This is a genomic window from Halalkalibacter sp. AB-rgal2, from assembly GCF_041821005.1.
Taxonomy (GTDB): domain Bacteria; phylum Bacillota; class Bacilli; order Bacillales; family Bacillaceae_D; genus Halalkalibacter.
Window position 1 is genome coordinate 148,432 of the sequence record NZ_JBGUAV010000001.1, and the last position, 21,093, is coordinate 169,524.

Here is a 21,093-nt window from a genome sequence, read left to right on the forward strand (position 1 = left end):
TTCATGCGTTTTGAGAAAGGGAATGTACGTAAGTCACTGCCTTTAAACGGTGAATGGGAATTTTGCTTGGACCCCAAAGATGAGATATCTATTGAACATGTAACATTTAAAAACGGCCATAAGATCCAAGTACCCGGTTCATGGGAGGAGCAAGGCTATGGGGAAGAGAGTGAACATGATCCATTAGGAACGTGGAAAAAAGAGAGGGAATATATCGGAAAGGCGTGGTATTGGATTGAGGTTGATTCGTCTAAGCTCGTGAGCGATCAACACCATTACTTAGTATTATCTGGCGTTCATTGGTTTACGGAAGTATGGTTAGATGGGATGTTTGTGGGAAATGGAGAAGGTCTGGTGACAGATCAACGGTTTGATTTGACGTCGTTTATTAAGTATGACAAAGTTCAAACGCTTGTGATTTCCGTAGATAATCGTCTGCATATTCCTTTAATGGAAAGTCATATTCACTCGTATCATACTGCAACGAATTGGGGTGGGATTACGGGTGGCGTGGAAATCGAGAGCTTACCTGTGACTAAATTGGAGCGTGTTTCCTTTTATCCAGAAAAAGATGCTCAGTCTTGGCGTTTACGAGCTGAAGTCTGTTGCGAGGATATAAGAGATTGTCAGTTATCGGTTGTTATAAGAAAGAATGGATCAGAAAAGGTGATGAAAGAAATTGAAACGAGTATCCAATTGCAGCAGTCTCATTCATTGATTGAAGTAGAGCTGGACTTGAATGAAGCGGATATAACACTGTGGTCAGATAGTCATCCAGCTTTGTATGATGTTGAATGTTTCCTTCATCAAGGAGGTTTGGTGATCGATTGTGTAGAAAAGCGGATAGGAGTAAGGCAATTTCAAACGGAGGGTCATCATTTTTTATTAAATAATCAGCCTGTATTCTTGAGTGGGTATGTGGATTGTTGTGTGTTTCCGCTAACAGGGTATCCTGTTTGGGACAAAGCTCATTATGTGAAGCAATTTCAAATCGCCAAGGAGCATGGCTTTAATCATGTTCGTTTGCACGGTTGGTCAGCGCCTAAGCCGTTTTGGGAGGCGGCAGATGAAGAGGGAATGCTTGTACAAACAGAGCTTCCTCATTGGTCGTATCACTACATTAATAGGGATGTACAGCCGCCAGAGGAAGTGCAGTCATTCTTCAAAAGGGAGCTTGGCCGTTTGTTGGAGCTGTTGAACGAGCATCCTTCGTTTGTCATGCTATCATTTGGGAACGAATTAATTAGTGCTAGTGGACATGATGCGTTAAATGAATTAGTAGAGCTCGCTCAATCGATCGATCCATCTCGAATGTATACGGACAATACGGGGTTTGGCCAGCTTCCAGCCCATGATCGTCAAGGGAATTTCTATATTCAGTCTTTGAATTGGCATCCTCCGTATGAATTAAGTTATGCTGGTTCACCCAATACGACTGAGGATTATCGTGAATTGACGAGGCTAACAGAGAAGCCTGTTATTGGACATGAGCACGGACAATTTACGATGTATATTGATCCGAGTATTGAAGAGAAGTTCAATGGACATTTAAAGCCAGTTTGGTTGCACTCGTTCAACCAGTCCGTTGCAGCGAAGGGATGGGGGAAGCGAGTCGATCAATTTAAGAAAGTGACGGGCGCTCATATGGTCCGATCCTATAAAGAGATTATGGAGAGAGCTCGACGTACACCGAAGCTAGCTGGAATCCAGCTGCTAGATATTCGTGACTTTCCTGGACAAGGACATGCGACGACGGGAGTATTAGATGTGTTTTGGGATCGTAAAGGTGTAATCGAACCGAAGGAATTTAAGCGGTTTAACGATGCACGTGTTCTGCTTATGCGGAGTGATCGCCGGACGTTTTATGGAGGAGAAGAGCTAGAAGTCGCACTGGAGCTTTCCAACTTTGGTGCGAGGGTTGGTGAAGGTGTTCTAACGTGGACCATAAATGATGGGGAAACGGTTTTGAAGCAAGGGAAACAAACGGCTTCCTCGCTTGAAGCAGGCATGCTCCATTCATTTGGGAACATTCGTATGAAAATGATAGAAGATCGACCTGTGCAGTACTCGTTATCGGTCACGTTTGAATGTGCTGGGACGAAGGTTGAAAATGAGTGGGATTTCTGGTCTTATCCTCGGAAGCCTTTACCTATTAGCATAGAACAGATTTGGACGAATATGAAAGAGCTGAATTCCTTTTTATATGGGGCAACGTATGGTGAGTTAATTGGGATTGAAGAGCGTAGTTATAAAAAGGAAGATGCTCGATTGGCGATTACCGAATATATGTCGCGTGATGTGTTGCAGTTTTTATTAGATGGTGGTTCGGTATGGTTGATGGCTAAGCCTGGTAATCAATATGATGAGGTGCAAACGAAATATTTGCCGGTCTTTTGGAACTTCCTCTGGTTTCCGACCCAAGCAAGTACGACAATGGGGATGATTGTGAATGAGCATCCTGTGTTCAATCATTTCCCGCATGATGGGATGTCCAATTGGCAGTGGTATCACCTTGTCGATCAGACAGCAGCCTTATGTCTAGACGGTGTTCCGCAAGTAGAACCGATAGTTGAGGTCGTTGATAATTTCCACCGAATGAAAAGGTTAACCTATGCTTTTGAAGCGAAAGTCGGTAAAGGAAGGTTATTTGTCTCTAGCTTTCGGACTTATGAAACGAATGACTTGAAGCGTCCTGAAAATAGCTATCTGTTCCAGACGATTTTAGATTATACATTAAGTGAATCGTTTCAACCGAATGCAAAGCTGACAGTTGGTGACCTTGTTCGGATGTTTAAAGTGAATGGGCAAACGGTCACATGAGTGGGTACGAGGCCCGCGCTCTTTCCACTCCGATTGGCGAAAGAGGATGCCACTGAAAAAGTGCGATTTTCACTTTTTCAGTGGCATCGCGAAAGCGGGAGGGGATAACGAAGCCGACGATTTCACGGCCCGAGTCTTCGAGCCACGACGAGGCCCACTTTTTCACGCTACCTGTGCTCCTCGTTCCTCTATTCTCTCTATATTTCAGATTTGTACGACGTTACGGTTTCTTCATGCCTCTATTTTGACATTTGTGCCTCATTTCTCTTATTTTTGCTTGGATAGCGGCAGGGGGATTACCTTTCCACGCTGTACGGTTATTTTTTTCTAAATAAGGGCAAGAGGATTCCCTATTGGAGTGGGCTCTTTCACACTCCGAGCGACGACAGAGTGGCGGACGACGACGAGCCTCCTGATCTAACGCTGCATGAGGTTCTTCGTTCGGATTAGGATTCCTTTTGCAATACTCGCAAAGAGGCTCGCTTCGTTTCCACTGAAGCGAAATGGCTAGTAGTTTATTTATCATCTTCGAATGGACACTGGAGAATGTTATATGATCATTTGGACTTTTCTTTGAATGAAACTCTTGTTTTCAAGATTTATCCTTTTAACGTCATTCTGTAGGCGCTTGGGGATTGGCCGATGATTTTCTTGAACATGCGTGAAAAGTAATAAGGATCCCTAAAGCCAATATCGTAGGAGACCTCCTTGATGCTAAGCTTAGTTAAGTCGAGTAGCTGACAGGCACGTTGGATCTTAAGGCGTAAGAAATAATCGATCGGTGGAAAGCCTGTTGCTTCTTTAAAAATATGGTTAAGGTGCTGCTTTGAGAGTTGCACCTTTTTTGCTATGTCTTCAAGTGATACCGACGTATGAAGATGATTTTCCATGAATAGAATGGCTTCTTCTATATAGGCCGTTTTACGTTCGGTATCATGTGATTGATACGTATGCATAGCTAACGTACTGAGCAAGTAACGAATCGTTTGAGTGAGATGAAGGTGGTGCTCGATTGAATAAGGTTTATGTGAGATAAAGTCATAGCATTGGTTAAACATTTGAATGAACAGAGAGCCTTCTTTGTAGGAAATCTCGATCGGCTTAAGGCAAAGGTTCAATTCAAGTGCTAATGTGGAAATACTGCCTCCTTTTATATGAAACCAGTAAATACTCCATGGATTTCGTTCATCGGCAAAATAAGTATGTGCTGTATGAGCCGGTAAAAAGAAAAACGTGTTAGGTTTTATGTGGATCATATTGCTATGATTTAATTGAATCCATCCTTCTCCTGCAGAGCAGTAGATCATAATATGTGAAGGGCATCCTCTTTCTCGTTTTCTAAAATGATGATTGGCTTCTGGAAAGTAGCCGATATCACTCATATATCCTTCTTTGAGAAGTGTATGCTCATGTAAGTCGTCCTCAATATATTCAGGTAAAATGTATAGCTTTTCTGCCGCGAAGCCATCAGCCTTTTTCATATGATCCTCCATATTTAAGAAAATAAATGATGTTATCTCTACTAGTATAGCAAACCTAAACCTAGATCAAAACCGAATATTATCCATTACATTCCGCATTTGCTCAATGGCTTCTGACTTTGGACATATGTACGCTTATGTTAAGACATGGGAGAGGGGTTGCTAGTGAATGGGCAAAGTTGAACAAGTGAAAGTATGGACCGAGAAACGAGAAATTCCAACTTATAAGACAGGAAAGCCGGAGAAAAATCCAATGTTTTTAGAAAAACGAGTGTATCAAGGGAGCTCGGGGAAGGTATATCCGTATCCTGTTATTGATAAAATTGAGGATGAGAAAGAGTTAAAAACATATCAGCTCGTTATTTTGGAAAATGAGTATATTCGGATTGAACTAATGCCGGAAATTGGCGGGCGAATTTATCGAGCACTCGATAAAACAAACGATTATGATTTTGTCTATTACAATCGAGTGATTAAGCCTGCACTCGTTGGGTTGGCAGGGCCATGGATTTCGGGTGGAATTGAGTTTAATTGGCCACAACACCATCGACCGAATACATTTGGTCCAGTTGATTATCAAATGAATGAAAATGAGGATGGAAGTGCAACGGTCTGGATGGGAGAGATTGATCGCATGTACGGAACGAAGATGACAGCAGGGGTTACGCTACATCCTGATAAAGCTTATTTACAAATTGATGTGCAGCTATACAATCGGACATCCATGCCACAGACGTTTCTTTGGTGGGCGAATCCAGCTGTAGCGGTCAATGATTATACACAATCCGTTTTCCCTCCTGATGTAAACGCTGTCTTTGATCATGGGAAGAGAGATGTATCGAGATTTCCGATTGCAACAGGCGAATACTACAAAATGGATTATTCCGCAGGTGTGGATATTTCAAAGTATAAAAATATTCCGGTACCGACTTCGTATATGGCTTATAAATCAGATTATGATTTTGTCGGGGGCTATGATCATCAAGTACGTGGAGGACTGCTACATGTAGCTAACCATCTTCTTTCTCCTGGTAAGAAGCAATGGACGTGGGGGAATGGGGAGTTCGGTCAAGCGTGGGATCGGCAGCTAACCGACGAGGATGGACCGTACATTGAGTTAATGACCGGTGTCTTTACGGACAATCAACCGGACTTTACATGGCTTCACCCTTATGAAACAAAAACATTTACGCAATATTTTATGCCTTACAAAGAGATCGGACTTGTGAAAAATGCGACGAAGGATGCTGCGCTAAATATGGAAGTCGATGAGCAGGAAGGGAAAGCAGTCATCGCTGTATACGCGACATCGCTAGTAGAAAAGGCAACAGTGAAGGTAACTGGAAAGGAGACGACTTATAGCGAAAAGGTATGCAGGTTGTCTCCAAATGATATCTATCATCTTGAATTTCAGTTGAAAGAGAGTGAGCAGCCTCATGACGTTCTCGTTGAAGTGAAAGACTGTAAAGGAAAAAGGCTCGTTTCCTATCAGCCACAAAAGCCAGCATTAGAGGAAATCCCTCAAGCAGCTAAACCGTTACCTGAGCCACAAGAATTGAAAACGACGGAGGAGCTCTATCTTGCGGGCTTGCATCTTGAGCAATATCGCCATGCAACCTTTGAACCGGAATCTTATTATGAAGAGGGTTTGAAGCGTGATTCGAAGGATATTCGCCTGAACATTGCATATGGGCTAATGCTGCTAAGAAGAGGTTTGTTCGCAGAAAGTGAACGTTATTTCCTCCAAGCTGTGCAATCGTTAACGTGGAAAAATACGAATCCGTACGATAGTGAAGCGTACTATCAGTTAGGGTTGAGTTTAAAGCTACAAGGGAAGCTTGATGAAGCATTTGCCAATCTGTATAAAGCGGTTTGGTCGTCGTTATGGCAGGATAGTAGTTATTTCGTTTTGGCGCAAATTGCGACAGAGCGTCAGTCTTATGAGGATGCATTAGAGCTTATTGATCGCTCACTTTCAAGAAACAAGAACCATATGAAAGCACGCATGCTAAAAGCAGCTCTTTTGCGTAAGACAGGGCAATGGAATAAAGCGTTGAACGAATGTCGGCAATCGATTCAGCTAGATTCAATGGATTTTGGGGCGTATTTTGAGCAAGTCTTCATTCTAGAGGAGCAAGAAGAGCAGGAGGAAGCACGACGTTTATGGAATGTAATAGTGGAGTTGACGAGAGGAGAATCACAATCATTTCTTTATATTGCGAATGATTATATGGAGTGTGGGCTGTATGAAGAAGCAAAAAAACTCTTGACTAAAATAGTGAATTTCTCGAATGAGCCGATGGTACCTTATACGTTAGCTTATATCACTAAGAAGCAAGGTCGTACGGAAGAGGGGAAGCGTTGGCGTTTGAAGGCTTATGAGATTGATGAGTCTACATGCTTTCCGAACACACTGCAAGATTATCTCGTGCTAACTAATGTTCTCAAGGATTATCCTGATGATGAGAAAGCACATTATTATTTGGGTAATTTACTTTATGATAAGAAGCGTTATGATGAAGCGATTAATCATTGGGAAGAAGCAACAGATCTTGCACCATCATTTGCCACACCTCATCGAAATTTAGCGTTAGCTTATTACAACAAGCGTCATGAGACAAACCTTGCTCTTGCATCATTACAGCAGGCTTTTCGGTGTGATCCTAGTGATGCGCGTGTGTTCTATGAGCTCGATCAACTTAAGAAGAAGCTTGGGTTTGATCCGAAAGAGCGTTTATCATTAATGGATAAATATATTGATTTAGTTGAACAACGAGATGACCTCTATATTGAATATGTCACGCTACTAAACGTTACTGAAACATATATGCTGGCAATTGAGCGTTTACTGTCGCGAACCTTCCATCCGTGGGAAGGCGGTGAAGGAAAAGTAACAGGACAGTATGTCTATGCTCACGTCGAATTAGGAAAATGGCATTTGAAGAAGAGAGACTATTCGCAAGCGATCAACTTGTTGAAAAAGGCGTTACATTATCCAGAGAATCTCGGAGAAGGAAAACTTCATGGAGCACAGGAAAATGATATATTTTATTATTTGGGTTGTGCTTATGAAGGAGATGAGCAAGCTGAACGATCAGTGCAATACTTTGAGGCTGCTTCAGAAGGAATAGAAGAGCCAGCAAGTGTAATGTATTACAATGACCAACCACCAGAGATGATTTTTTATCAAGGGTTAGCTTGGAAGAAGCTGAACAATGAGCATGAGGCGAATAGGAGATTTCACACGTTGATCGACTATGCGGAAAGACATTATTTCGATGTTGTGAAGATTGATTATTTTGCTGTATCCTTGCCTGATTTCCTTGTGTTTGATGATGATTTATCAATTAGAAATCGAATACACTGTCATTTTATGCGGGGATTAGGATTGTTAGGTTTGAATAAGCAAGAGGAAGCTATGAAAGAATTTAAACAGGTTTTGGAGTTAGACCCTAATCATCAAGGAGCGGCAATTCATCTTACGATGGCTCAAGGAGAAAGGGAGGGCTAGCATGCGAGAATATTCGATTGATGTAAAAGGAGCGAGGAAGGAGATTTACCGAGCTGATTTAGACGTACAAGGAACGGCACCGAATGGTGATCAATGGTCGTTAACGAATTACTACCTTAAAAAAAACGGCCAGCCCTTTTTCGGGATTTCTGGGGAATTTCACTTTAGTCGCTATGATGACCAGAAGTGGGAAGATGAGTTAATTAAAATGAAAATGGCTGGGATTACGATTGTTCCGACGTATGTGTTTTGGAATCACCATGAAGAAGAACGAGGTGTGTATGAATGGTCAGGTAATAAAGATGTCAGAAGGTTTGTAGAATTGTGTCAGAAGCATGGTCTCTATGTGATCCTTAGAATTGGTCCATTTGCTCACGGTGAAGCAAGAAATGGTGGAATGCCCGATTGGTTATTTGGTAGACCGTTTGATCTGCGCTCAAATGATGATGAGTACGTATCGTTTGTTGAGCGGTTTTATACGGAAATTGCCGAGCAGATAAATGGACTTTTATTTGGGCAAGGTGGTCCGATAATCGGTACGCAAATTGAAAATGAATTTGAGCATGCAGGAGCACCCTGGGAGATCACGACAGGAACTGCCCAAGAATGGGTCTCTGCAGGGAAAGATGGCGATTCTCATATTAAGGTGTTAAAGGATGTAGCGATAAAGGTCGGCATTAAGACGCCACTTTATACGGCGACTGGCTGGGGAGGAGCAGCTGCTCCAGCTCATGATGTATTGCCGTTGTGGGGTGGATATGCTTTTTGGCCGTGGATCTTCTATGGAGATGAGACCGAGCACCCGGCCACTTCAGAATATGTCTATCGAAGCTTCCATGAGGACGGGACGACGTATGCTGCGTTTACACCGAATTACCCTGCTAGTAGCCTTCCGTATGCTTGCTGTGAAATGGGCGGTGGAATGACTGTTTTCTATAAATATCGTTTTCAATTGCCTTATGAAAGTGTCGATGCAATGGCTAACATGAAGGTTGCAGGTGGGTGTAATTTCGTTGGGTATTATGTCTTTCATGGTGGCTCCCATCCAAAAGGTAAGAAAACAGCCTTTTTAAACGAAACAGCAACACCGAAAATATCGTACGATTATCAAGCGCCACTTGGGGAATTTGGTCAAGTTCGAGAATCGTATAAACGATTGAAGCGTCAGCATTATTTCTATCAGCAATGCGAGCAAATATTAACGAAAATGAAAACTGTTTTGCCAGAAAATGCAGATCAAGTTGCTCCGACAGATGTAGATACGTTACGATATGCGGTAAGAGCAGATGGTGATCGTGGTTTTCTGTTTATTAACAATTATCAGGACCATGTGGAATTGAAGAATCAGGAGGATTTCGCGATAGCATTACAGCTTGAGGAACAACGAATTCGTGTGCCACAGAAAGGGACAATGTCGCTTGCAAAGGGGGAGTCATGCATTCTGCCGTATCGTTTATCTTTATCAAGCTGCACGCTATTGTATGCGACTACTCAATATATGACACAGGTTGAGTATCAAGAAGAAGTGTATCATTTCTTCTTTACGCCGAAAGGGATGTCACCTGAGTATTCTGTTGATAAAAAGGGGATAGTCGCGGTACATACGGATGCAGAGGTAGTAAAGGATAAGACTGCGTATGTCATTAGGGGAGAAGAGCTCATGAATCAACCGGTTATGTTGGAATGTGAGGGTGGTAAAAGAGTGCACATATGCACGCTCACACATGAGGAATCATTGAATTTCTGGAAAGTGAATCTTGATGGGCAAGAGAGAGCAATCGTAACAAACGCAGTCGTCTTAGTTGATCAACATCGTTTTCGTTTAGAATGTCAAGAGAAGTCACCATTTGAATTAAAAGCATTCCCTGCATTTCGTGATACGATTTCAAGTCGAGAACAAGAGATTGTACACTTAGGACAGAGTGGAATCTTTCATACGTATCGGTGTAAGCTGAGTAAACGGGGCGTTGAATGCGAAGTGGAACAAGTGAGTGATGCAAAAGTGAAGGTGCGAGTGCCTGATGTGGCCTTTGACAGTGTTAAGGAATTGCTTCTGAATGTTGATTATGAAGGAGACATCGGCTATGCATTTATCGATGGAGAGCTGATCCACGATAACTTCTGTAATCAAACGACTTGGCAAATTGGTTTAACGGCACATGAAGAAGCGATTAAGGAAAAGGGAATGTATCTCTATATCTCTCCTTTGAAGGAGGATAGCTACGTGAAAAGTGATTCTCCAATGGCTGCTCGCTCTGAAGTGGCACGAATGCAGATTGCAAAGATTAAGTCAGTGTGGGTTTCTTCGGTTGTTGAGATGGAGCTAGTAGATTATTAGAAAGGTAGCTGTTGTCAACCCTGTACTGTGAAGAAATACAGGGTTTGAGGGAACTGAAAAAGTACAAAACGACTTTTTCAGTTCCCTTTAGGTTTTGTCTTTTAGTAGTAGGGGAATGAGAGGAAAAGAGTAAGGTATGAAGGAAGTGAGGGTCATATGAAGAAGATATTGATTTACTGTTCATTTGTTATGCTGCTCATACTCATTGCTTGTCAGCAAGAGGGATTAGACGAAAATGAGGAGAGGCCTATAGAAAACGAAGAAAGTGATGAGCCTGAAGAGGGTGAAATACTCGAGGAGAGAATTGCAGAAGAGTTCGTTCTTTACACAGATTTTGAGCTAGTAGATGAGACTGAGATGGCAGTTATGACATTACAGCTTGAGCAATTAGAATCACCTCGTGATATGAATATGAGATTTATGGACTCATTAGTTGCTAGTGATTTCACTTCAAATCAAGTGTTAGCTGAGCTTCTTGAAGTGACGATAGAAGATGGCTCTCAAGTGACACTTGTGTTTTCTGAGAATGAGCAATTAATGAGTATGGCGTCTACGGAGCAATTGATGTTCGATGAGATGCTAATGGAGATCAGTCATTTTTATGGGATTGATGAATTAAAATTCTATGTTGAAGATTCTCCTGGAATTACGTATGGACAAATGGGGGAAGTTGAAACGATGACTGTCAATAGAGAGGAGAACCGAGGGTATTATGCGGTTTCAAATAGTGATTCTTATGTAAGCGGGCGTCATATCGGTCAATCGATGACTAATACGTTTGAACAAACGGTTGAGCAAATGAAAGAAGCTGATGATGGTGAGTACTATTATTCAATGATTCCGAATGATTTGGAGATGACGGAAATTGTAGAGAATCAAACAGAAATTGAGATTACGTTTGAAACAGATGTAATAGACTTGACAGCATTTAAACATGGGCTAGTATTAACGGCGATTGATTTTGGCGTGGATGAGCTCAGGCTTGTGAATGACAGTCAGCGTACGAAGACCATTATAGAGCTACCATGAGCATTAACGGAGCAGTCGATTTGAACAATTGACTCATAAATAGATGAATTCGTTATAATCTGTCGACAAAGTATCGAAAAAGAGAGACAGTCGACAGGCTTTTTTGTGATTAGAGAGCATGACAATGATAACTCGTTTCGAATTCACTACCGGGATGGGTACGAGAAGAGAAAGATACAAAGGAATTAGTTATTTGTTGCTAGTGCATATTACAGGGAACATTTTTACATTGTCAAGTGTATGGATGCCCGTTCAATCAAACCGTAAGACGAAAGCGATACTTGCTATGTTTACGAGTGGATGGGGGAAATAAAAGGTCATTTAAGAGATATTAGGAAGGTGTAACGTAAAGCCGTATCAAACCATGCATACTTTTCATAAAGCATCTCCCGGTTACTATTAAATGAACGAGGTGCTTTGTGGTGTAGCTTGTTAGTAGGTCTATCACTCAATAACGATAGTTGAAGTTATTTACAAGTAAACATTAATCATGTTAAACCGATATAATTAAAGAATGATTAATTGCTAGACAACAAGATTACGAGGAGGGAATAGAATGAAAAGAAGAGGTTATAAAGTATCGGTCTTATTTTTCATGTTTATTTTTTTGACTCATTTACTCTTTCCTTTTGGCACATTTGCTACAGCTGAAGCCGAAAAAGTAGATGTGCTAGTTACGTATGAAGGAGATTCTACAAATTTAGTAGATTCTTTCAATCGTGCAAACTATGAAAATGTAGTCGAAATGGGAGCATTACCGATTATATCAATGAAGGTACCTGAACGTGAGATTGAACGGTTAGAAGGATATGCTAATGTTGTTTCGGTTTCAATTGATCAACCGCTCCATTTGATGGTAGAAGAAGCAGACTCATCAAGAGAAATAAGTGAATATGATTGGAATAACGAAATGGTGAAGGCTTTTGATGCTTGGGATGATGGCTATACAGGTAATGGTGTCAAGGTGGCTGTATTAGATACAGGATTTGATGAGCATCAAGATATTACATATGCAGGTGGCCATTCGGTATTTGAGGATGACGTTTATACATATGATTTCGATGGCCATGGTACGCATGTAGCGGGAATCATTGGTGCACAAAAAGGAACGACGCATCAAGGAATTGCTCCAAACGTTGAATTATATGGTGTGAAAGTATTTAGTGAAAATGGAGGTGGGACTACTACAGATCTCGTCTCTGGAATTGACTGGTCGATTCAAGAGGAAGTGGACATCATTTCTATGAGTTTAGGCTTTGAGGGTGAGGTTCCTGCTGTACTTGAAGCGATTCAAGAGGCGGTTGAACAAGGGATTTTAGTCGTTGCAGCAAGTGGAAATGATGGAAATGAAGATGGATCAGGTGAACAAATTGAATATCCTGCAAAATACGACGAGGTTATTGCAGTTGCGTCAGTTGATCAGGATTTATCACGTTCAAGCTTCTCAGCCACTGGGCCTGAAAATGAAGTAGCTGCTCCTGGTGGTACTATTGGCGGGTTAGCGCCGGGAAATAGTTATGTCGCAATGAGTGGTACTTCTCAAGCCACGCCTCATGTTGCGGCTTTGGCAGCTATTTTAATGGAGAAATATCCTCAGCTTTCAAATGAAGAAATTAGAGATCTTCTTATCAAAAAAGCTAATGATCTCGGTCCAGAAGGACGAGATAGCTTGTATGGTTATGGCCTTGTGCAATATTCTCCACTAGACATTGAGCCACCGGTTATTCAATATGATGGTGAATTAGAGATAGAGGTTGAACATGGTGCGGAATTTATCGTTCCAACCGTCACTGTAACAGATAATGTCGATGGAGATATTGAGGCGACGGTTACAATTTATAATGAAGAAGAACAAGTGGTTAAGCAAATTGACATTGATACAACGGTACCAGCTACGTATGTTGTGGAATATACAGCGGTTGATGAAGCTGGTAATGAAGCAGAGCCGTTATACATTACAATTAAAGTATTAGAAGAAGCTACTACACCGCCACCAGAAGAAGAGACTGGTGATGAGAAGGATCAAGAGCCAGTCAAAGAGGAAGAGACTGGTGATGAGAAGGATCAAGAGCCAGTCAAAGAGGAAGAGACTGGTGATGAGAAGGATCAAGAGCCAGTCAAAGAGGAAAAGACTGGTGATGAGAAGGATCAAGAGCCAGTCAAAGAGGAAGAGACTGGTGATGAGAAGGATCAAGACCCAGTCAAAGAGGAAGAGACTGGTGATGAGACAGATCAAGACCCAGTCAAAGAAGAAGAAGGTTCAATCGCTCCTCCAGTTGAAGAAGAGCAAGTTGAGTTGATCTTAGTTCAACCAGAAGAAAAAGATGGAGCTGCGATTATTTCAGATGATGTGATAGCTTCGGTAATAAATCATGGTACACTATGGATTGCACTTAATTCTGTTTCTACTGATTTAAGACGTCTACAATTAACAGCTGATCAAGTAAACGAATTAATTACACGAGGTATTGATATAGTGTTATCCAAGGAGGATGTACAGATACAAATTCCAGCGAGCGCATTCAAGCAAGGGGATGCGGTCATTCATATGGAGCTTGTTGAATCCGAAGATGATATTTCTAATATTGAGCAAGCCAAAAGCGCGGTCTATCAATTTAAGCTTGTTCAAAATGATGATAGTGTTCATCAATTCGAGGAGCCAATCGAACTACGCTTTCCAATTAATGAAGATGATGATACAACTAATTTGAAGGTTTATTATTGGAATGAACAGACAGGTAATTGGGAAGAGATAGGTGGATACGAAGAGGATGGCTTTATAGTAGCTGAAACGAACCATTTTAGTATTTTCACAGTGTTCTCTTCAAATATATTTGAAGAGAACGGAACTGGAAACGGAACTGGAAACGGAACTGGAAACGGAACTGGAAACGGAACTGGAAACGGAACTGGAACAGAAAATGAAACTGAAACTGGAAATGGAGAGTATCAACCTGAAGAAGTCAGTCATGATGAACAAAAAGGATCGGGTGAAACATTACCTGATACAGCTACAAATTTGTATAATTGGTTGATGGTTGGTGCGGCTTTAATCGTAGTAGGGTTTGCATTTACAACGATGAGAAGGATGAAGCTGAAGAACAATTAAGCGTTTCAGTTTTAGGACCCATAGCTTACGGCTATGGGTCTTTTTTCTAAAGCTTTGTTAAATAAAGAAATATAGTATAAATGATTCAACAATTTAGTCCTATATCCGATATATTTTATATACTGTAATTAAAAGGAGGAGCATGATGAATTTAGAACAATTGTCTCAACAATACATAGGTGGTGAATGGAGGAGCGGAAAAGGAAATACTATTCTCAATAACGTTAATCCATATACAGATGAAGTAATCAATCAATTTCATGTTGCAAATGTTGCAGATATTGATGAAGCCTATCAATTTGCTGCAAAAGCAAAGCAAGAATGGGATCATGTGAATCCGTATCAAAAACGAGATATTTTAGAGCGTGCAGTGATGTATATAGAAGATCATGAAGAAGAGATTACAAGTCTTATTGTAGATGAACTAGGTGGTACACGTCTAAAAGCAGCATTTGAAATAGGGCTCGTTAAAAATATGATTAAAGAAGCAGCCACCTTTCCGTTAAGAATGGAAGGGAAAATTCTACCATCGGCGGAGAATCAAAAAGAAAATCGGTTATATCGAATACCTGTAGGTGTTGTAGGAGTCATTAGCCCATTTAACTTTCCATTCTTTCTATCGGTTAAATCTGTTGCACCGGCATTAGGCGCAGGTAATGGCGTTGTATTAAAGCCCCATGAAAATTCACCAATTACAGGAGGAACATTGATTGCCCGTATTTTTGAAGCGGCAGGAGTTCCGAAAGGGTTATTAAATGTCGTCGTGACAACGATCGACGAGATTGGTGATTCCTTTGTGGAGCATCCGATACCGAAAATCATTTCCTTTACAGGTTCAACGAAAGTAGGAAGTTATATCGGCCAACAGGCCATTAAAAACTTTAAAAAGCCATTATTGGAGCTCGGTGGTAATAGTGCCTTTGTCGTTTTAGACGATGCCGATATTGATTATGCTGTTCAAGCAGCTACTTTTAGCCGTTTTACACATCAAGGACAAATATGTATGTCAGCTAACCGAGTACTTGTTCATCAATCAATTTATCAAGAATTCACTAAAAAATATGCAGATAAGGTATCTCGATTAAAAGTAGGTGATCCACGTGATCCAGAAACGATCATTGGTCCTGTTATTAATGATCGCCAAGCAGAAGTGCTCGCGCAATTGATTGACAAAGGGATTGAAGAAGGAGCTGTTCCGTTATTAAAAGGAAACATCTCTGGGAGAATGGTGGAGCCAACGATTTTAATCGACGTCAAGCCGAGTATGAATGTTGCACAAGAGGAATTGTTTGGCCCTGTTGTATGCGTGATTCCGTTTGAATCGGAGGAAGAAGCGATTCAAATCGCTAATAATACGCGTTTTGGATTAAGTGGGGCAGTACATACATCTAATGTAGAGCGTGGTGTTGAATTTGCTAAGAAGGTTCGTACAGGGATGATTCATGTAAATGACATTACGATCAATGACGAACCAATTGTCGCCTTCGGTGGAGAAAATCAATCTGGAATTGGTCGCTTGAACGGGGAATGGAGTTTAGATGAATTTACGACATTACAATGGATTTCTGTTCATTACGGTCAACGACAATTCCCATATTAAATAAAGGAGGTTACGTGACATGAGTCAAGATGTAAAATCAAACCAAGAGATTATTCAGGCTTTTGAAAGAGTTGCTCCATTTCTTAATGAATTGATACAAGATGATATTACAGTCGGTATTTATGATACAGAAAAATTAATCGTTAATATTCCTGGCAAGACATTTTCGTTAAATGTGAAGCCTGGTGATCCTCTGGCAGAGGGAGATATCATTACAAATGCAATCCGTAACAATCAACCATTGTCTGCCAATGTTCCAAAAGAAATATTTGGGTTCCCATTAATCGCTCGTGCAATCCCACTACATGATGATGAAGGGAAAGTCATCGGCGGTGTTGGGATTGGTACAAGCTTGGAAAAAGCAAATCAGCTCTTTGAAATGGCTGAAAGCTTCTCTGCGATTGTAGAAGAGACGGCAGCATCGATTGATGATATTAGTGATTCTATTCAAAAGCTAGTCGTACATGTAACGGAGATGTCAGGACAAATGAAGGATGTGAGCTCAAGCGCGGAGCAAATTGGAGAAATCTCATCTGTCGTGCAAGGAATATCAGATCAAAGTAATTTATTAGGTTTGAATGCGGCTATTGAAGCAGCACGTGCAGGTGAAGCAGGGAAGGGATTTTCTGTTGTTGCTAATGAAGTACGTAAGCTGGCAACGTATTCGAAAGACAATGTTAATCAAATTAACCAAATTACGAATAATATTCAGCAACTTCTTATGGAACTGAACGGTGCTTTCACAGATATTCACTCCTTAACTGATACACAAGCTAGGTCAATTGAGGAGTTTTCTGAAACGATCCAGGAGATTAGTAAAAATTCACAAGAACTTGCTTTATTGGCTGAATCTTCATTACGGGCAGGAGACCAGAGCGAATAAAAGTTTAAAAAAGCTTGTCTGTTATTAATAAAGGTGTATCCAAGGTTGATTTTGGGCTTTTGGGTACACTTTTATTTTTTTTTGCAATTATTAAATGACATTTGTCACTAATCGGAAGCGATAGGTGATGTCATACTAATGTTGAAATCAATAAGGGAGAGTGATGGAAAATGATTATTGCATCGATGAATGATGTGGTAAAACGCTATGGCTCGTTTGTCGCTTTAGATTATGTGAACTTAACGATTAAAGAAGGAGAGGTCATTGGATTATTAGGGCCAAATGGGGCAGGGAAAACAACGCTTATACAAGTACTCACAGGTATTATTTCTAAGGATAACGGAACGATTACGTTGTTTGGTGATCATAAAAAGCCGTTTAGTAACCAAAATAAACAACAAATGGGCTTGGTGACACAGGAGTTGACGATATTTGAAGATTTAACGGCTAAGGAGAATTTGGAGTTCTTTGCTGGTGTGTATGGGCTGAAGGGGGAAGAGAAGAAACAAAGAGTAGAGGAAGCTCTTCGTTTTGTCGGACTTTCATCTAAAGGGAAGATGTTGCCGAAGAAGTTTTCTGGCGGAATGAAAAGACGGCTGAATATTGCTTGCGCTCTGACACATAATCCGAAGCTGGTGATTATGGATGAGCCGACTGTAGGCATTGATCCACAATCAAGAAATCACATATTAGAAACAGTTAAAGAACTACAAAGACGTGGAATAACGATTATTTATACGACCCATTATATGGAGGAGGTTCAAGCGATTGCTTCACGGGTTGTCATTGTTGATCAAGGACAATTAATTACGGAGGGAACAACAGAAGAATTGATCCAAACGATTCAGCATGAAGAAAAGCTAGTCATAGATGTGACTGATCCTCATTTAGTTCCACTTGACCGCCTACAGTCATTAACTGGGGTGAAGCAAGTAACGAAGGAAGGAAGCAATATTCATATCGTATCGACAACAGGTTCAGGTAACCTTGACCGGGTGCTGTCAATTGTGAAGTCACATACGAGTGTTCTTGGTATTCAATCGGAGAAACCGAATTTGGAGGATGTCTTTTTAACGCTTACGGGGAAACAATTGCGTGATGGGGAGGATGAATGATGAGAGTGTTAAGTACGGTTCCTTATACGATTAAGCGATTGGCTAGAGATTATATGACGATGATGCTTCTTCTTTTGCTCCCTATGGTTATTTTGACGGTTTTTTCTTTCATCTTACCAGATGTACCTGGTGAAAGAGGATTTCCTATTATGGAAGAAACAGCTATGTATATGATTGTAGGCTTTCAATTATTTGGGGGAGCTATTGTTATGTCTTATATTTACATGGACTTTTTTACTGAACGTCGTCATCGTATCCAAACGTTGCCCATGAATCATACATTGTATGGATATACTATAATGCTGCTTGGAACGATCCTTTCCGTGTTACTTGGAGTGATTTTAATGGTGTTTTCACAATACGCTTTAGGAGTGAATTGGAGCCATCCTCTATGGAGCATTGTTATTATTTCGTTAATGGCGATATTGTCGAGTATTGTTTGTTTGATTTTCACTTTTACGGTGAGGAACTTTAAGATTGCTGAAAGGCTAAGCGAGGTGTATGGTCTCGGTGCGTTTCTCATGGCTGGTCTGTTCTTTCCGATGCCTGATCATGTCATTATCGATTGGTTTAATCAATACGTTAATCCATTAACAATCAGTTACGTAGCGATTTTTGACTATAATGGTGTGTTCGAACAGGAAGTGATTTTTCAAGTACTGCTTCTACTTGGATACATTGTTGTCTTATTTGCTATCATGCTCGCTTTAGGAAGGAGACGTATGCCATGACGATTTTTTTCTTTGTGTTGAAGAGAAATGTTCGTAATCTATCGAACCTTTTGTTTTTAACGGTGTTTCCGATTGCGGCTATATTTTTACCTAATCCTCCTGAAGGGTGGATGTGGTTTCCGGTTGGTTATCAATACTTTGGGATCTTGATTTTATTTGTCGGGATTCGCCTAACATCTTTAATGGTTGAAGATCGGCAAAAAGGAGTTATCAAACGACTAGCAGTTGCACCTGTGAGCCATTTCCAGTATCTCTGGCAAAACTTATTGGCTTATAGTCTTATTCTTGTGCTTCAATGTATCATCGTCGTGGCAGGAGGGTATCTATACGGACATGAGCTCTATCAACCGATGTATGTACTTGTATTATTCATTTTGTTCAGCTTCGTTTCCTTATCAATGGCATTAGCGTGGAATTCATTATATCGTAGTAAGGAATCAGCATTTTTAGTATATATGGCAGCCGTTATGCTTATGTCGTTATTAGGTGGCTTAATTGTTCCAGTGGAAATGCTTCCTACTTTTCTTCAACGCTTATCCATGCTTTTACCCGTGCATTGGTTAGCTGAAGGGTTAGGTTGGATCGCGATTGGAGATGAATCCATTAGTCATTTCCTATTTATTGGAGGTATAATGGTTTTATATACATTTTTGTTCTTGGTGATTGGGAGTATGCGACGAATACATTGATTCCCTTTAGAGTTTGGTATGGATGAGGTGAAGTATGAAGGTAAAGGTAGAGCCTATTTCATTTGTTTATTTGATACGTATATTGTGTTTGCTTTTTCTTAGTACACTGTGGGTTGTGAATGATCAATGGAATAATGGATTTATTCTCATCTTCATCCTTGCCATATTAGCTGGGTTACGTTGGAGATTCAAAATACCTTTTTGGTTGTCCTTTGTTGATTTAGTGTGTTGCCTTGTCTTTTTACCTATTTGGAGTGGGAGCATTTATGGAATCGCTCTGTCGCTTTTTGATGGAATGGTGAGAGGTCGATTTTATTCTCTGTTCCTAATTCCTGTCGGTGTGATATTGGCTTCGGTTCATGAGGTCTTCTTATTTTGGTATTTACTGAATGTAGGTGTAATAGGTGCTATTCTATATTATTGGAAAAAAAAGCTACGACCAAACGATACTTGAGGCAGATGAAGAACGTTTGGCTCGCTATGAATTAGAGAAGGTGAAGGCGGAATTACTAGAGGCCAATAGCCAAGCTGTACAAATGGCTGAGGTCTCAGAAAGGTATCGCATTGCTCGTGATTTACACGATCATCTCGGTCATGACTTAACGGGTGCGGTTCTTGGCTTGCAAACATTTAGAAGGCTTGAAAAAGGACGTGAGAAAGAGGCGATATTAGATCAGGTTCAAGAAAGGATTGAAAGAAGTACGACGACATTACGTGAAACTGTTCATGACTTGACACCTGTAGCGAGATTAGGTGCAGAACAACTGGCGTTTATTGCGAACAATTATTTAGGAAATGAGGTTGAGGTGGAGTTTAATCAATCAGGGAATATGAATGTCGTGCCTGTTCAAATTTGGAGCTTACTTGAACCTTGTATGAAGGAAGTTCTGACTAATATTGCACGTCATAGTAATGCAACTAAGGTGATCATTCATTTAGATGTAACAGAAATGATTGTTCGATTAAGTGTTCGAGATAATGGATTCGTCTTGGACAAAGAAGATCATGGGACGGGGTTAAGGCATTTAAAGGCAAGAGCGAGAGCGGCTGGAGGCAGTATTTCTGTGAATGTTGCTGATGGTTATTTAGTTGTATGTGTGTTTCCGATTCATGAAGGAAGGGGTGAGTTAAATGAAGATCGTCATTGTTGATGATGACCCTCTTGTCTGTCAAAGTTTGAAATTGATGTTGGAGCTTGAAGATGATTTTGTTGTTATTGGTACTGCTGGAAATGGTCAAGAAGCAATAAGCTTTTGCAAGGGAAGCGATGAGAATCCGGACCTTATTTTAATGGACATTCGTATGCCAGTTATGGATGGAATCGAAAGCACAAAACAGATTAAGAAGGATTTCCCTCATATCCTCATTATGATGCTAACGACGTTTCAAGATGAGCCAAATATTCGACTTGCGCTTCAAGCTGGGGCGAATGGCTATTTAATCAAGTCGACCGCTGAGAAGAATATGACGCAGCAAATTAGGGCATTACAGTCTGGCTCCTCTGTATTTGATGAAACAGTTGTGCAGAAGCTAGTTGAACCAAGAGCAGATCGTTTAGACATGCTAACGGATAGAGAGAGTGCAGTGGCAGAAAGGGTGGCGCAAGGTCTTTCTAATAAAGAAATAGCTGAGTATTTGTTCTTAAGTGTTGGGACGGTACGAAATACATTGTCCGTCATTTTGGATAAGCTGGAGCTTCGTGATCGTACACAGCTGGCTATTTTTTATTTGCGGCATAAGAAGTAAGGGCACTGAAAAAATTTGTTATTAATTTTTTTCGATGCCCT

At 40.7% G+C, this 21,093-nt stretch carries 15 protein-coding genes; 14 read left to right on the forward strand and 1 reads right to left on the reverse strand.

From position 1 onward, the window contains the following. Positions 1-3: 3 nt before the first annotated feature. Positions 4-2,820 (forward strand): glycoside hydrolase family 2 protein, encoded by a 2,817-nt coding sequence (locus tag ACERJO_RS00745; protein WP_373646278.1) that lies wholly within the window; start codon positions 4-6, stop codon positions 2,818-2,820. Between the two features lie 599 nt (positions 2,821-3,419). On the opposite strand, the gene ACERJO_RS00750 is transcribed toward ACERJO_RS00745, so the two are convergent. Beyond that, the gene (locus ACERJO_RS00750) at positions 3,420-4,301 is read right to left on the reverse strand and encodes an AraC family transcriptional regulator (protein WP_373646279.1); all 882 of its coding nucleotides are present in this window, start codon (positions 4,299-4,301) and stop codon (positions 3,420-3,422) included. A 169-nt stretch (positions 4,302-4,470) separates the two neighbouring features. Between ACERJO_RS00750 and ACERJO_RS00755 the strand changes: the two genes are divergently transcribed. The 13 genes from ACERJO_RS00755 (at position 4,471) to ACERJO_RS00815 (ending at position 21,052) form a co-directional block, all read left to right on the forward strand. Further along, positions 4,471-7,812 (forward strand): DUF5107 domain-containing protein, encoded by a 3,342-nt coding sequence (locus tag ACERJO_RS00755; protein WP_373646280.1) that lies wholly within the window; start codon positions 4,471-4,473, stop codon positions 7,810-7,812. Between the two features lies 1 nt (position 7,813). Further along, positions 7,814-10,150, forward strand: a complete 2,337-nt coding sequence (locus tag ACERJO_RS00760) for a beta-galactosidase (RefSeq protein WP_373646281.1) — start codon at positions 7,814-7,816, stop codon at positions 10,148-10,150. 156 nt (positions 10,151-10,306) lie between these two features. Then, a complete protein-coding gene (locus ACERJO_RS00765; RefSeq protein ID WP_373646282.1) occupies positions 10,307-11,179 on the forward strand; it encodes a hypothetical protein in 873 nt (290 codons plus the stop codon). 124 nt (positions 11,180-11,303) lie between these two features. Continuing rightward, positions 11,304-11,492, forward strand: a complete 189-nt coding sequence (locus ACERJO_RS00770) for a hypothetical protein (protein WP_373646283.1) — start codon at positions 11,304-11,306, stop codon at positions 11,490-11,492. A 243-nt stretch (positions 11,493-11,735) separates the two neighbouring features. Further along, the gene (locus ACERJO_RS00775) at positions 11,736-14,288 is read left to right on the forward strand and encodes a S8 family serine peptidase (RefSeq protein WP_373646284.1); all 2,553 of its coding nucleotides are present in this window, start codon (positions 11,736-11,738) and stop codon (positions 14,286-14,288) included. A 142-nt stretch (positions 14,289-14,430) separates the two neighbouring features. Beyond that, positions 14,431-15,888, forward strand: coding sequence for a benzaldehyde dehydrogenase (gene yfmT / locus ACERJO_RS00780; protein ID WP_247105219.1), 1,458 nt, complete (start codon positions 14,431-14,433; stop codon positions 15,886-15,888). Positions 15,889-15,907: 19 nt separating this feature from the next. Continuing rightward, complete coding sequence (locus ACERJO_RS00785) at positions 15,908-16,771, forward strand: methyl-accepting chemotaxis protein (RefSeq protein ID WP_247105220.1); 864 nt, start codon at positions 15,908-15,910, stop codon at positions 16,769-16,771. Between the two features lie 170 nt (positions 16,772-16,941). Continuing rightward, the gene (locus ACERJO_RS00790) at positions 16,942-17,886 is read left to right on the forward strand and encodes an ABC transporter ATP-binding protein (protein ID WP_373646285.1); all 945 of its coding nucleotides are present in this window, start codon (positions 16,942-16,944) and stop codon (positions 17,884-17,886) included. After that, positions 17,886-18,617: an ABC transporter permease gene (locus ACERJO_RS00795; protein ID WP_247105222.1), complete on the forward strand. Its 732-nt coding sequence runs from the start codon at positions 17,886-17,888 to the stop codon at positions 18,615-18,617. Before ACERJO_RS00790 ends, ACERJO_RS00795 begins: the two co-directional genes overlap by 1 nt. Then, positions 18,614-19,306 carry an ABC transporter permease gene (locus tag ACERJO_RS00800; RefSeq protein WP_373646286.1) on the forward strand — a complete coding sequence of 231 codons (693 nt, stop codon included), beginning with the start codon at positions 18,614-18,616 and terminating at the stop codon, positions 19,304-19,306. Before ACERJO_RS00795 ends, ACERJO_RS00800 begins: the two co-directional genes overlap by 4 nt. A 34-nt stretch (positions 19,307-19,340) precedes the next feature. After that, positions 19,341-19,760, forward strand: coding sequence for a hypothetical protein (locus ACERJO_RS00805; RefSeq protein WP_373646287.1), 420 nt, complete (start codon positions 19,341-19,343; stop codon positions 19,758-19,760). Continuing rightward, on the forward strand, positions 19,711-20,457 hold the full coding sequence (locus ACERJO_RS00810) for a sensor histidine kinase (RefSeq protein ID WP_373646288.1): 747 nt from the start codon (positions 19,711-19,713) through the stop codon (positions 20,455-20,457). The genes ACERJO_RS00805 and ACERJO_RS00810 overlap by 50 nt, the downstream gene beginning before the upstream one ends. Continuing rightward, entirely contained in the window at positions 20,438-21,052 is a 615-nt protein-coding gene (locus ACERJO_RS00815; protein WP_373646289.1) for a response regulator transcription factor, read from the forward strand. The genes ACERJO_RS00810 and ACERJO_RS00815 overlap by 20 nt, the downstream gene beginning before the upstream one ends. Positions 21,053-21,093: the final 41 nt, after the last annotated feature.